11 protein-coding genes are annotated in these 13684 nt (G+C 64.4%); 4 read left to right on the top strand and 7 right to left on the bottom strand.

All coding sequences use genetic code 11. The features are described from left to right. Nucleotides 1–115 precede the first annotated feature (115 nt). The gene (locus DEVEQU_RS14145) at nucleotides 116–1159 is read left to right on the top strand and encodes an AraC family transcriptional regulator (protein WP_164550414.1); all 1044 of its coding nucleotides are present in this window, start codon (nucleotides 116–118) and stop codon (nucleotides 1157–1159) included. A 2-nt stretch (nucleotides 1160–1161) separates the two neighbouring features. Here the strand turns inward: DEVEQU_RS14145 and DEVEQU_RS14140 are convergent, their stop codons facing one another. Continuing rightward, a complete protein-coding gene (locus DEVEQU_RS14140) occupies nucleotides 1162–2130 on the bottom strand; it encodes an MBL fold metallo-hydrolase (protein ID WP_164550413.1) in 969 nt (322 codons plus the stop codon). 216 nt (nucleotides 2131–2346) lie between these two features. Between DEVEQU_RS14140 and DEVEQU_RS14135 the strand changes: the two genes are divergently transcribed. From DEVEQU_RS14135 to DEVEQU_RS14125, 3 genes are read left to right on the top strand one after another with little or no spacing between them, the layout of a single operon-like run. Next, the gene (locus DEVEQU_RS14135) at nucleotides 2347–4350 is read left to right on the top strand and encodes a primary-amine oxidase (RefSeq protein ID WP_126151248.1); all 2004 of its coding nucleotides are present in this window, start codon (nucleotides 2347–2349) and stop codon (nucleotides 4348–4350) included. A gap of 48 nt (nucleotides 4351–4398) precedes the next feature. Then, nucleotides 4399–4680 (top strand): hypothetical protein, encoded by a 282-nt coding sequence (locus DEVEQU_RS14130; RefSeq protein ID WP_126151247.1) that lies wholly within the window; start codon nucleotides 4399–4401, stop codon nucleotides 4678–4680. 28 nt (nucleotides 4681–4708) lie between these two features. Then, nucleotides 4709–5887: an amidohydrolase gene (locus DEVEQU_RS14125; RefSeq protein WP_126151246.1), complete on the top strand. Its 1179-nt coding sequence runs from the start codon at nucleotides 4709–4711 to the stop codon at nucleotides 5885–5887. 87 nt (nucleotides 5888–5974) lie between these two features. On the opposite strand, the gene DEVEQU_RS14120 is transcribed toward DEVEQU_RS14125, so the two are convergent. The 6 genes from DEVEQU_RS14120 to DEVEQU_RS14095 form a co-directional block, all read right to left on the bottom strand. Next, entirely contained in the window at nucleotides 5975–7606 is a 1632-nt protein-coding gene (locus tag DEVEQU_RS14120) for an AMP-binding protein (RefSeq protein WP_126151245.1), read from the bottom strand. 45 nt (nucleotides 7607–7651) lie between these two features. After that, nucleotides 7652–9325 carry an AMP-binding protein gene (locus DEVEQU_RS14115; protein ID WP_126151244.1) on the bottom strand — a complete coding sequence of 558 codons (1674 nt, stop codon included), beginning with the start codon at nucleotides 9323–9325 and terminating at the stop codon, nucleotides 7652–7654. 2 nt (nucleotides 9326–9327) lie between these two features. Then, complete coding sequence (locus DEVEQU_RS14110) at nucleotides 9328–10113, bottom strand: cyclase family protein (protein WP_126151243.1); 786 nt, start codon at nucleotides 10111–10113, stop codon at nucleotides 9328–9330. A 2-nt stretch (nucleotides 10114–10115) separates the two neighbouring features. Then, nucleotides 10116–11357, bottom strand: a complete 1242-nt coding sequence (locus DEVEQU_RS14105; RefSeq protein WP_223214234.1) for an SDR family oxidoreductase — start codon at nucleotides 11355–11357, stop codon at nucleotides 10116–10118. Next, nucleotides 11354–12541 carry a thiolase family protein gene (locus tag DEVEQU_RS14100; RefSeq protein ID WP_126151242.1) on the bottom strand — a complete coding sequence of 396 codons (1188 nt, stop codon included), beginning with the start codon at nucleotides 12539–12541 and terminating at the stop codon, nucleotides 11354–11356. The genes DEVEQU_RS14105 and DEVEQU_RS14100 overlap by 4 nt, the downstream gene beginning before the upstream one ends. A 95-nt stretch (nucleotides 12542–12636) precedes the next feature. Continuing rightward, nucleotides 12637–13548 (bottom strand): LysR substrate-binding domain-containing protein, encoded by a 912-nt coding sequence (locus DEVEQU_RS14095; RefSeq protein WP_126151241.1) that lies wholly within the window; start codon nucleotides 13546–13548, stop codon nucleotides 12637–12639. Nucleotides 13549–13684: the final 136 nt, after the last annotated feature.

Below are 13684 nucleotides of genomic sequence, written 5' to 3'. Positions count from 1 at the left end.
GGCCGCCATGGTTGCGCTCCAAGGCTAGACGCCAATGCCAGTGCACTTATCCTTTGTGTATCGGTCCTGCCGAAGCGCGATCAAAATTCGCCTCGGCCCAGTCGGGGAGACGGATATGCGCTGTGAGACTATTGGCACGATGCATGGACAGTCTGCCATTCGTGCCTTTTTCCTCGAACCTACCCTGAACGAGTTGCAGCGGCTGCACCAGCCGATAGGCGCCACGCTTGGACGCCATGGCCTGACCTCCTCCGACATCGCGTCCCCCTACGCCTGGGTGCCGCTCCGGTGCCACACCGAATTGCTGGAGGACGCAGCCGAGCAGACCAACAACCCCTATCTCGGCTTCGATATCGGACGGCGCTTCGATCAGCGTAGCCTCGGGCCCTTTTGCGCTCTCTTGGCAAATGCCGGCACATTGCGCGAGGTGTTCGAGCTCTATGGCGGCTTTCAGGGCCTGTGGCAGATCAATACGCGGTTCCTCATCGAGCGGCATGAGGACGTCACGCACTACACCTATGTCATCGACGATCCGAGCATCTGGCCGCGCCGGCAGGACGCAGAGCTGACGCTTGCTGCGCTGGTGACGCTGGGACGCCAGGCCGGCTTTGCCCATTGGTCGCCGGAGACGGTGGAATTCGAGCATGTCCTGCCTGCCGACAAGCGGCCGCTGCGCGCCTTTTTCGATGCGCCGGTCTTTGGGTCGTGCGATGCGAACCGCCTGGTCGTCGCCAACTCGGACCTTGAACGGCCGCTCGGTCACGGTGCAGGCGGGGGTGCGAAAGTCTTGGAGCGGCACTTGGTCGATCTGATGAGACAGGACAATGGCGCGTCTGAAACCACCGGAATTGTCGAGGCCACAGTGGCGATCATCAATCGCCGTATGGGGCGGGCGCCGCTCGATATCGCCACAGTGGCGCTGGAAATGCACACGTCCGAGCGCAGCTTGCGTCGACATCTGGAGGAAGCCGGAACCAGCTTTCGCGACCTTGTGCAACAACAGCGCCTCCTGCGCGCGCGATCCCTGTTGCGCGGCGGCCATATGCCATTGATTGAGGCAGCAGCCCGGCTTGGCTATGCCGATGCCGCCGCGTTCTGCAGGGCCTTCCGGGGCTGGACCGGCATGTCGCCGATGCGCTTTGCCCAGGCCGGCCACTAGCCTCAGCGCTGCTGGTAAAGAAGGGGGCCATCGGCATCGCGCCAGCGCTGCATTTTATCAGCCGCAACCAAGTGGTTCAGCAGTGCTGCTGCCATGGTGTAGTGGATGTCGAGCACTGGGCTCCCGGCACTGACGCGGAACAGGCTGGGCAGGAGATCGGCACAGGTCAAGGGGCGTTCCGCTGCGGCCCAGACGCGCGCCAGCCGACGCTCATAGGACGCAAGATGAGCGCGGGCCCGCCGGCCGGGATCGGTAAACGGCGCGCCATGGCCCGGCAGGGCGATGCAATCGGCGTTCACGTGGGTCCATGCATTGAGAAACGCGATCATGTCGGACATGGGGTCGGCATCGGGGGCGCCGAAGGAGACGCCGACATAGGGCGCAGTGTCGGGGAGTATCTGGTCGCCGGTGATGACCAGGTCATGCGCGTCATTGATGAACAGGGCCGGTCGCGGCGAGTGCCCGCCCCCCAGCTGCACGCGCCAGGCTCCGCCCTCAAACGCGAGGCGGTCGCCGTCCTCAAGCGTGAGCGGAGCGACTGGCGGTCTGGTGGGGCTGCCACCGAGAGGCGTTGTGGGGCTGGCTCCGCTGCGCAAGCCACCCATATCGAGCAGAAATTTCCGCCGCAGGCCGGCCTTTGCGTCAGGCGCGCGATTGAAGCCAAGCCGGACAGCATCCAGTTCCAGGGTCGTCGCTTGGATGCGGGCGCCGTATGCCGCTTCGAAATGGTGGGCGAGCCCTATATGGTCGGGATGGCCATGGGTACAGACGATGTCGGTGATGCCGCCCAGCCCGCCGGCCTGCTGCCAGGCATTGCGGGTGTCGGCATCGTCCTTGCCGGTATCGACCAGGACCGAAGGGCCGATGCGCCAGGCGTTGACATGCTGCAGGTCCGGATTGGCCTTGCCCATGGGCAGCATCACGCGCTCGACGCCGGCCTCCCGCAGGCGGTGCTCGATTGTCAGCGGCATGCAGCGGCCCATCCTTCCGGCCCAACCGCCGGCAGTGTGCGGCAGCTTTTCGCGTGGCTGGTACCATCGCCCCCGCAAGCGGTCCAGCGCTCGTTGCCGTCCGACCGAGAATCTGCCTCGGTGGCCGGAATTGCAAAGATTTTGGCCGAACTTGCCTACAGCGCCGCCAGAAGCTCATGCCAGTCTCACGTTCAAGACGACAAAGCAGGTGATGGCATGCTGAACGCACACGAACAGACCAAATCGACGCCGACCGGCGCGGTTCATCCTCTCGATCCCCTCACCATCGAGGAAATCCGGAAGGCCTGCAATATCGTGCGCGCGGACACGGCCGACGCCGCGGCATTGCGCTTTCCCTGGGTGGAATTGCTCGAGCCGGTCAAGAGCGAGGTCGAGGCCTTCACTGGTGGTTCGGATTTTCCCCGCCGGGCGCTGCTGGTGACCCTCGATACCAGCTCCGGTGCGGCCACTGAGGCAGTGGTCGATCTCTGCAAGGGCGTGCTTGAAAGCCGCAAGTCGATAGAGACCGACCACGAGCACGGCCAGCCGCCGATCCTGGTCGAGGACTTCCATCGTGCCGCAGAGATCGTGAAGGCAAATGCCGACTGGCGCGCGGCGCTGAAGCGCCGCGGCCTGACTGATGCGGAAATCGATCTCGTGCAGGTCGATCCGATCTCGCCGGGCTACTTCGATTTCGAGCCCTATAAGGGCCGGCGCATCCTGCGCGCGGTTACCTATTATCGGGCTTACGAAAAAGACAACGCCTATGCGCACCCGGTCGAGGGCCTGGTGGCGGTCGTCGATCTGATCGAGGGCGCGATCATCTCGCTCAAGGACGATGGCCGCAATGTGCCAATCCCGCGCAAGCAATATAACTACGAGACGGCGGCGCTGGGTGCCCCCCGCACCGACCTCAAGCCGCTCGAGATCGTACAGCCCGAAGGCCCGAGCTTTACGGTCGATGGTTGGAAAGTCACCTGGCAGGACTGGGAATTCCGCGTCGGCTTCACCCCGCGTGAAGGCGTGGTGCTGAGCCAGCTCGGTTTCCGCAATGAGGGGCGCGTGCGTCCGATCATCTATCGGGCCAGCATCACCGAAATGGCGGTGCCCTATGCCGATCCGACGCCGCAGCATTTTGCCAAGTGCGCCTTCGACGCCGGCGAATTCGGTCTAGGCAAGCTGGCCAATCAGCTGGAGTTGGGCTGCGACTGCCTTGGGCATATCCACTATTTCGACGCGCCGGCCAGCGACGATTTCGGCCAGCCCTTCGTGATGAAGAATGCCATCTGCATGCATGAGGAAGACTACGGCATCCTCTGGAAGCACAATGAATTCCGCAGCAATGTCAGCGAAACCCGGCGCTCCCGGCGACTGGTGATCAGCTTTTTCGCCACGGTGGGCAATTACGACTACGGCTTTTACTGGTATCTCTACCAGGACGGGACGGTGCAGCTCGAGGCCAAGCTCACGGGCATCGTGCAGACGGCGGCGCTGGAAGCCGGCGAGCGCTACAAGTATGGCGGCATGATCACGCCCGACCTGGGCGGTCCAAGCCATCAGCACTTCTTCAACGCACGGCTGCACATGGCCATCGATGGCACTGGCAACAGCGTGACCCAGCATGACTATCGCAGCGTGCCGCTGGGGGAAAAGAACCCCTATGGCAATGTGTTCGAAGTGGCCAGCGAACTGCTGGAGAACGAGGCGGACGCCGCCCGCAATGCCGATGGCGCCACCGGCCGCTACTGGAAGGTCATCAATCCCAACATCACCAACGAGGTCGGCAACCATCCTGGCTACAAGGTGGTGGTCATGCCCTCCCCCACGCTCCTCGCCGACCCGGCCAGTTCGGTGGCCAAGCGGGCCGGCTTTGCGCAGAAGCATATCTGGGTAACGCCCTATGCCCCCGAGGAACGCTTCGCCAGCGGCGACTATCCCAACCAGCATGGCGGCGAATGTGGCCTGCCGGTCTATATCCGGCAGAAGCGCAGCATCGTGAACCAGGACATCGTGCTCTGGCACAGCTTCGGCCACACCCATGTGTGCAAGCCCGAAGACTTCCCGATCATGCCGGTCGAATATGCGGGGTTCACGCTCAAGCCCAACAATTTCTTCATGACCAGCCCGGCCATGACCATCCCGCCGGCGGCCAAGGGCCACCACTCACGGTCCGGTGGCGGGGAAGCCTGCTGCCACGGGCCAACCGGAACCAAGGAGTAGCACCATACGCCGCCTGCCTCGCAGGCGGCGCTTTTCGGAGATGACGTGATGATCTGCTGCGCAACCCTCTTGCTAACGCTCAAGCTGGCCTGGACGACACTGCGTCCTGCGCCGCGCGCAGCAGTGGCCGGGGGGCACCGGTGTGCCGGCCAGCATGTCGCGCCGGCAATGGGCCGGCTGGCATGGCTGGAAATCGGGACCGCCACGGTCCTGCTGGCCGTGTTTTCGTCCGCCATTCTCGAAATGGCGCTGGGACAGCCGCCCGGCGCGCTGTTGGGCAATATTCATCAAATCGGCTGTCTGGCTCTGGGGAGAGCAGCGGGCAGCTGAAATCCATGAGCGAACAAGGAGGTCCCAGATGAACGACCATATCGAAAAGTTGCTGGATGGGGTGCGTGAACAGGTGATTGCCTGGCGACGCCATATGCACGCGCATCCCGAACTCTCTTTCGAGGAGCACGAGACCGCCGCCTTCATCGTCGCGCGGCTGGAGGAGATCGGCGGGATCGAGATTTCGCGCCCCTCCGGCACGAGCGTTGTGGGCAGGCTGAGGGGTAATCGCCCCGGTCCGACCATTGCCATCCGTGCCGATTTCGACGCCCTGCCCATCAACGAAGAGACCGGCGCGCCCTATGCGTCGCGCAATCCCGGCGTCATGCATGCCTGCGGGCATGACGGACACACGGCCATGCTGCTCGGCACGGCGACGGTGCTTGCGCAATTGCGCGACAACTTTGCCGGGGAAATCCGCCTGTTGTTCGAGAATGGCGAGGAAACGCCACCGGGCGGCGCCAAGGGCATGATCGAAGGCGGCGTAATGGACGGTGTCGACCGGGTCATCGGCCTGCATCTGTGGTCGCCGCTGGAGGTGGGGCAGTTGCACATCAATCCGCGCCGCATGATGGCCGCCTGCGATATCTTCCGCATCGAGGTGAAGGGCGTTGGCGGGCATGTCGGCGCGCCGCATCGCGCCGTCGACCCCATCGCCATCGGTTGCCAGATCGTTACCAATCTGCAGCATCTGGTGGCGCGCGAGATCGACCCGGTGGAAGCCGCCGTGGTCGGCGTGACCGAATTTCACGCCGGTCAATCGGTGGGCGTCATCCCGGCGACGGCGGTGATCGGCGGCGGCACCAATATGTTCGATCCCGCAGTCCGCGACCTTATCGAGCGGCGCATTGGCGAGATCGCCGGGGGCATTTGCGCTGCCCATGGCGCGACCTGCGACTACAGCTATACCCGCGTTTATGATGCCGTCATCAACGATCCCGAGACCGCCGCCATCCTGGCGAGGACGGCGCGCGACCTGTTCGGGGCCGAGCGGGTGGAAGAGCGTGATCCGATCATGCCGGGCGAGGATTTTTCTGCCTTCGGCCAGGTCGCGCCGTCATGCTTCATCTTGGTGGGCGCCGGCAATCGGGCCAAGGGCATTACCGCGGCTCATCACGATGCGCGCTTCGATATCGACGAGGACGCGCTCGATAACGGCGTGCGGCTGTCAGTCAACGCGCTATTGGCGCTGCTCAAGCACGGCTGAACCCCGAAAATCCTGCGGCCCGTTATGGGTTGATCCCGTAGCGTGCCGCATATTCTTTTGTCTGTCGGTCAGCGCCGATCGAGTGGATCAGGCGCTCTTGGCCGCGCTTTCAAGCCGGCGCAGGTCGCCCTTAAAGTCTCGCAAGTCGATGGTGCATGCATCGGACACGAGGGTCTGCGCGATCCTCTTGATCTCGCCGCGCTGCAGTTTCTGGGTGGCCGTGGTCGGCAGGGTGTCCACAAACGCCACATAGCCCGGCACCTTGTGATAAGCGAGCCGCGCGGCGGAGGCCTGGGCAATGCTGCGCGCCACCTCATTGGGATCTCGATCCTGCTGGCCGGGCCCGAGGATGACGAGCGCCATCACTTCCTCGCCGCGCAATTCGTCTGGCACGGGCGCCACGGCGACGCCGGCGACGACATCGAGATTCTGCAAGACGCCCTCGACCTCGACCACGGCAATGTTCTCGCCCGAGCGGCGGACGATGTTCTTCTTGCGATCGACGAAAAATAGGGCGCCATCGGCACCGCGACGGACGACGTCGCCGGTATGGAACCAGCCACCGATCCAGGCCTCGGCCGTTGCCACCGGATCCTTGAGATATTCGGTGAAAAAGCCACGACGCGGATCATCACCGGTGGCGCGGACCACCAGTTCACCCGGCTCGCCCTCGCTGATATCAGCGCCCTGTTCATCGACGATACGGTAGTCCATTTCCGAATGCGGATAGCCGATGCAGCGCTGCGCCACATGGCGGTCACCCCCGGCCGTCGAGGTCGTGGCGCCGCCGCCTGTTTCGGTCATGGCCCAGGCTTCGGTCAGCGCGATGCCGAAGCGGCGCTCGAAGGTTTCCTGATGCAGCGGGTCAACGCCGGCACCGAAGGCGATCCTCACCCGATGATTGCGATCATGCTCTGAGGCCGGGAGCTTGAGGAGAATGGCGGGCATGACGCCGAGATAGTGGATGAGCGTCGCGCCGGATTCGGCGACACTGGGCCACCAGCGCGAGGCGCTAAAGCGATCCAGCGGCACGAGGGTGGATTGCAGGATGATGGCGCCCAGTGCCGAGCAGCCCAGCGCGTTCATATGGAACATCGGCAGGGGCGTGAGGATCACTTCCTCGCCAACTCGCAGAGCGCCGCCAGTGCCGGCACCGACATACCATTGGGCCAGGCGCACGAAATAGTCGTTGGAGAGCACACAGCATTTAGGCTTGCCGGTGGTGCCGGAGGTGAAAAGAAACGCGCAGGGGTCGTCGGGCCGGCCTTCGAACCGGCTCGCCGGCTTGAAGGCGGGCGGCACGATGCCATCCGGCCCGATTACCCGTTCCGCTAGCAGTCCGGCCTCGATGCCGGTGTGGTGATAGGCCGGCAGCGCCACCATCAGTTCCGGCTCGGCGATGGAGAACTGGTAGGCCAGTTCTTCGCTGCGCAGGTCAGGATTGAGCGGCAGGATGCCCACCCCGAGGCTGTTGAGCGCCAGGAAATGTACGAAGAATTCGGGGCGGTTATCGAGCGAAATGGCCACGACGTGGCCCGCGCCGTACCCGGCTTGGCGATAGGCTTCGCGCTGGGACAAAACGGCCTTTTCGAGTTCGCCATAGTTTATTTGAAATCCGCCCGGAGCATAATCCAGCTTGGCTGCCGCGGGCAGCGACAGGAAGACCTGATCGGGTCGGGCAGCTGCTGCGTCGGCGAAGAGAAAAAATGGCGTGGTCATCGAATGGTCTCGCACTGACGGGTCGGCTCGACCGCGTCGACTGATTTAGTGTGTGGCGCTGCGCAGGCCCTGCTTGCGCGCTCGCCAGTCCAGGCATCCGGGTTGGGACAATGGCGCTTCCGCCAGGCCGCGCAGCTTTTCGCGCTGGACCTTCTGGGTCGAAGTGGTCGGGAGCGACGGGACGAACAGCAGCAGGCCTGGCACCTTGTAATAGGCGAGGCGCTCGGCGGCGGCGGCGAAGAGAGCTTCGGCCAGAGCCTCCCTTTCCCCCTCGCCCGGCACCACCACCGCCATGACTTCCTCGCCGCGCAGCGGGTCGAGGGCGGCAATGACCGCCACCTGGGCAACGCCAGGGACGGCCGCCAGCACGGTTTCCACCTCGGCGGCGGCGATATTCTCGCCGGAGCGGCGGATGATGTTCTTCTTGCGATCGACGAAATAGAGCCGGCCGCTCTTGTCCTGTCGCATGACATCGCCAGTATGCAGCCAGCCGCCGGACCAGGCTTTTTCGGTCGCTTCGGCGTCATGCAGATAACCGGAGAAGAAGCCTTCGCGTGCCGAGGCGCCGCCGGATCGGAGCAGGAGCTCGCCGGGCTGGCTGGGAGTGACCTCGTTGCCATCGTCATCAACAAGGCGCACCGCGAGCGGCGGGCCGGACCGATCGGGCGAGCCGATGCAGCGTTCGCCGATGCTGCGCGGGTCGAAGGCGGCGCAGAGCGTGCCCGCGCCGCCGGTTTCGGTCATGGCCCAGCCTTCGAGCAGCGGCACGCCGAAGCGGGCTTCGAAGGTGGCATGGTGATCAGGGTGCACGCCGCCGCCCAGTGCGAAACGCACCTGGTGGGCGCGATCCGCGTCGGAGGGTGGCAGCTGCAGCAGAATGGCGGGAATGACGCCGAGATAGTGGAAGGCCGTGGCCCCGGCTTCGCGCGCCGTATCCCACCAGTCGCGGGGATGGAAACGATCGATGATGATCTGCGCGCCGCCACTGCCCAACATGCCCATGAAGCTGTGGCCCATGGCGTTGACGTGGAAGGCCGGCAGCGGGTTCATCAGCCGCTCCTGACCAGGCCGCAGCGATATCAGCCCGCTTTGCGCTGCGTACCACCACGACCAGTTCAGGAAGAAGCGATTGGAGAGCATGCAGCCCTTGGGCCGGCCGGTGGTGCCGGAGGTGTATATCAGGGCTGCTTCCTGTTCGAGGCCAGGCACTCCGCCGGCGACAGAGCCTCGTGAGGCGGAGACCTGGGCGCCCGGCGCCATCACCGGAATGCCCAGCTCTGCGGCCACATCGTCGAGGCGTTCGGCATGGCTTTGGAGCCGGACCAGCAGGACAGCGCCGCTGTGGCTGAGGAGATAGTGGACTTCCTCGCCGCGCAGATCGGGATTGACGGGCACGACGCTGACGCCGAGCCGGTTGAGCGCCAGCCAGTGAAGGAAATGGGCGGGCCGGTTTTCCAGCGACAGCGCCACGCGCTGACCGGCGACATAGCCTGCCGCTTCAAAGGCATGAGAGAGCCGCAGCACCTGCGCGAGCACATCAGCATAGCTTAGGCTCGCCGCCGCTTCCTGCCAAAGCGCCTGTACCTTTGCCGGCAGGACGAACAAGTCATTTTGCGGGTAGCGCGCGGCCTGGGCCTCGAGCAGGCCAAAGACCGTGCCGGCCAAGAGATAGGTTTCACCTAGGGCGGCGTTTTCTTCCGGGGTCAGCAGCTCTGCCATGGTCAGACCTCGACCAGCGCGATGACGCGCAGCGGGCTGCCCGAGCCGCCAAGAATTTTGAGTGGGGCCGCGATAATCAGGGCGCCCGTGGGCGGCAGTTCATCGAGACGCGCCAGGCATTGCAGGCCAAATTTGCCGGCACCGTGCAGATAATGGTGGGCCGGATAGGGCGGATCGAGATGACCGCCCTGCCCCGCATCGGTGCCGATGGTCTCGGTGCCGACGCCGAGCACGTCGCGCTCCTCGACCAGCCAGCGCATCAGTTCAGCGTCCGGACCCGGCGTGTGTGCACCAGTCTCATCGAGATTGGCATAGGCAGCGCCGCGCTTCAGCGACCAGTCGGTGCGCAACAGCACCCAGCTCCCGGCCGCAATGCGCCCATGTCGCGCCTCCCAGGCCTCGACAAAGGGCACTGTCACCAGAAAATCGGCATCGGCGGCGCTTTCGGCGGAGCAGTTGATGACGCAAGCCGGCGCCACCATGAGGCTGGCCGGCATGGTATCGACGGTGTTCTGCGGCAGGTAACGCCCGGTGATCCAGTGGATTGGGGCGTCGAGATGCGTGCCGGTATGCTCGCCGAAGCTGATATTGTTCCAGTACCAGGCCGGGCCATTCTCGTCATATCGCGAGATCGGCTCGATGCGCACCGGCCAGGACTGGCCCAGCTCCGGCGGCATGACGATGGTCGGCGCACCCGGCTCCAGCGTCTGGCTGAGATCGACGACGCGCATGCTGCCGCCGGCTAAAGCCATGGCCATTTGGGCCAATAGGGATTGATTTTCGCTCATGCTCATTGCCGCCAGAGGTCGCGTTCTATTTCCTTGGGATTGGCGCTGAAGCGGTCCCGGAAGTCCTTGGCCACATCGCCGACCCAGCGCTCTTCCTCGCCGCCCTTGAGCGCCGCGACGATTTCGTGGGCGACGGCGGCGGGTTGAACCTTTGGCGGTGGCAGATGCTCCAGCCAGTCGATTTCCATGGGACCCGAAAACACATCCAGCACCCGCACGCCGCTGCCGCGCATTTCGGCACGCAAGGCCTGCGAGAAGGAAAGGCTTGCCGCCTGCGTCGCCGCATAAGCGGCAAAACCGGGCCAGCTCAGATGCGCGAAGATCGAGAGCACATTCACCCAAGCCGCCGCGCTGTTGTCGCCATCAGCGCCGCGCGAGCGCATGACCGGGCCGAAATGCTGCGCCAGCCGCAACGCGCCGAAATAGCTCACTTCCATGGCGTCTCGCGCCTTGAGCACTTCGCCACCCGAAAACAGGCTGCCGGGCCGCAGATGCAAAGCGTTGTGTACGAGGATATCGGTCTTGGCCGCATAGTCGGACGCCAGCCCCGCCACCGAGCGCTCGTCGGCCAGGTCGAGATCGACCAGTTCCACCGCCCCCAGCGCCTCGAGCTTGCCGGCATCGGCAAAGGGCTTCCAGCGCTCGGAAATGCCGACCACCACCTTGGCTGCCCCGGCGCCCAGCAATGCCTTGGCCAGAGGCAAGGTCACCGGATTGCGGCCATCGGTGATGAGGCAGCGCCGGTGCAGCGGATCGGCGACCAGTTCGCGCCAATGCGGATCGGTGTCACTTTCGGGATCGCCATTTTCGGGACGGGCATAGATCACGGGCTGGCCCGCCTTATCCAATTGCAGGGAGGCGCGAATACGCATGCCGGCCACGCAGTCCGGCCGCGCTTCGGCGACGATGGTCGGTCCGCAATCGAGCGCGATAAGCGCCTGGCGGGCCGGGGCGAGGCGGCGGAAATAGGGTTCACCGCTGATCTCGATAGTGGTGATGGAGAGCACCGTGCCGCCGCGAGCGACCGGAGCAACCACGAGATCGGATAGACATTTCGGGCAGGCTTCGCGCGCCGGGTAGCTGACCGTTCCGCACCCTGTGCAGGTATGCAATGCGAACTCACCACGCGCAGCGGCGCGGGTGAGGCCATGGGCCGCCCGGCTGCGCGTTGCCGGTGGCAGCAAGGGCGCCGTAGTGCGGGCCAGCGGATTTTTCCGCGGCGGGCGCGGGCGTTGCATGCTCATACGTCGTCCCCCGCAAAGATGACGGCGCCAGAGGCGAGGCCCCGATCATAGTTGATCATGCCGAAACCCGACGCCATGCCCAGCCGCGCGCCGTCGACCTGCGTGGTTGCAGCCGTGCCGGTGACCTGGCGTATGGTTTCGACAATGCCCAGATGCCCACCTGCGGCGCCGGCCTGGCCGGCGGAGAGCTGTCCGCCTGTCGTATTGTGAGGGAAGCTGCCGCCGATGGTGAGGTCGTTGCCGGCCACGAAGGCGGCGCCTTCGCCCTTGGCGCAGAAGCCCAGATCCTCGAATTGCATCATCACGATCACCGGGTAATCGTCGTAAGTCTGCAGCACGTCGATGTCGGATGGTCCGACGCCCGCCATGCCGTAGAGTACTTCGACATCCAGCGCCCAGCCGCCGCGATACTGCACGGGGTCGTCGGGAAAGGCATTGTGCCGCTCGATGCTCGAGAGCAGGCGCGCTCCGGTAAGGCCATGGTGGCGCATGGTGTCGCCGCGCATCAGCAGAAACGCCTCGGCCCCCGCCACCGGCATGACGCAATCGAAAAGGCCGAGCGGATCGACGATGGGCCGAGCCGAAAGGTAGCCGTCAAGCGTCAGCGGCTTTTTCATGATGGCGCGCGGATTGCGGAGGGCATTCTGGCGCTGGGACACGCAGATGCGGCCGAAATCCTCGCGCGTGACCCCGAAGCGGTCCATATAGGCATTGGTTAGATGCGCGAAGCTCGCATTGGCGCCCCCTGCCCCATGCGGATAGACCGCATCCTGGGAAAAGCGGGAAAAGCCGGCGAGCAGTTCGCGGAAGGTATCGGTGTAATTGGTATCAGCGCCGATGCAGGCAACGATATCGACATCCCCTGCCTCCAGCGCCCGCGCGGCGCGCCGGATGGCGGCAACCCCCGACGCGCCGCCCATGGCCATGCTGTCGATCCAACGGGTCGTCATGCCGAAATGCTGCGTCATGGCGATGGCCGGATCAGGACCGAGCGTGAAGCTGGCAATGCTAAGACCATCGAATGCGGTATGCGGGATGCCCGAGGCCGAAGCCAGATTGCGCAGCGCCGCGCCGATCCACCACTGGGCGGGCCGGGTCGAATAGCGTTGATAGGTCAGACTGACCGGGGCGACGGCATATATGTCCTCATATGGCCGCCGCTTCCCGTTCCGGTTCGCGGGCATGGTTCACCACGTTAGTGACTGGTAGCGTCACCTAGACCATGGCGCGGAACAATCGGACTAGCTCACTAGCGCAGCCTCGACCTTGCCGTTCTGGGCTAAGCGGGACCGCCCGGCTCCGGCAGTTCCGCAAGTGTCTCAAGCAGCGCGATTAGGCGGCGCAAGGCGGGCGAGATCTCGTCAACCCGCCAGGCGAAATGCAGGTCGATGAGCACCGGCAAGTCCTCAACCGGAATAAGCATTACCCCGTCTGGACGGCGCCGCGCCTGCCGCGCATTGACAAAGGCAATGCCCAGTCCCATGCGGACAAGAGCCAGCATCACCGCTTCGCTCTCGGAATGGTGGATGACATTGTATTTGACACCCGCCGCACGGATCGCCTCGGCCAGCTGGTCGTGATATTGCGGGCTGGCGGCACGGTGAAACCAGATGAATTTCTCCCGTTCGAGCTCGCCAAGACTCACCGACTGGCGTTGCGATAGCGGCGAGACATTGGGGACGGCCAGAAACACCGGATGGCGCTCAAGCCGGATCGAGACCACGTCGGCGTCGCCCCTGGGCGGGTTGTAGAGAAAGCCGCCATCAAGCCGCCGCGCGCGGATCTCCTCGATCTGGGTCAGGCTGGCCATGGAGTGCAGTTCGAGCTGCACATCGGGCACCTTTTCGCCGAAGGTGCGCATGGAAGCAGGCATGATTTCGGAAAGCGCTGCAACTTCGATAAAGCCAAGCTTGAGATGACCGGCCAGCCCCCGACCAACGCCGCGGACCTCCTCGATAATGCCGTCGAGATTGTCGAGCAGAGTTTGACAGCGCTGCAGCATCACTTGCCCAGCGTTTGAGAGCCGCACGCCGCGCGGCAGGCGGATGAAAAGCTCGACGCCAAGCTCATCTTCAAGCGCTGTCATCTGCCGGCTGAGCGCCGGTTGCGCCACGTGAAGGAGCTGTGAGGCGCGGCGGAAATTCTCGGTCTGCGCCACCGCCACGAAATACCTGATTTGACGTAGATTCATGCTGTCCGATACCGTTCCGGCATCAAAAGGAGCATACAATTGTATTGGAAGTCACGCCCAATCTGGGGATCATTCAGGCTTAAAGGAGTTTTCTGGCATCTGCATGACGACGTGAGGGAAAAGCGTCGCCACGCCG

The sequence above is a fragment of the Devosia equisanguinis genome (assembly GCF_900631955.1).
Taxonomy (GTDB): domain Bacteria; phylum Pseudomonadota; class Alphaproteobacteria; order Rhizobiales; family Devosiaceae; genus Devosia; species Devosia equisanguinis.
Note: the sequence above shows the minus strand (reverse complement) of the source record. Positions and strands in the feature narration are given on the sequence as shown.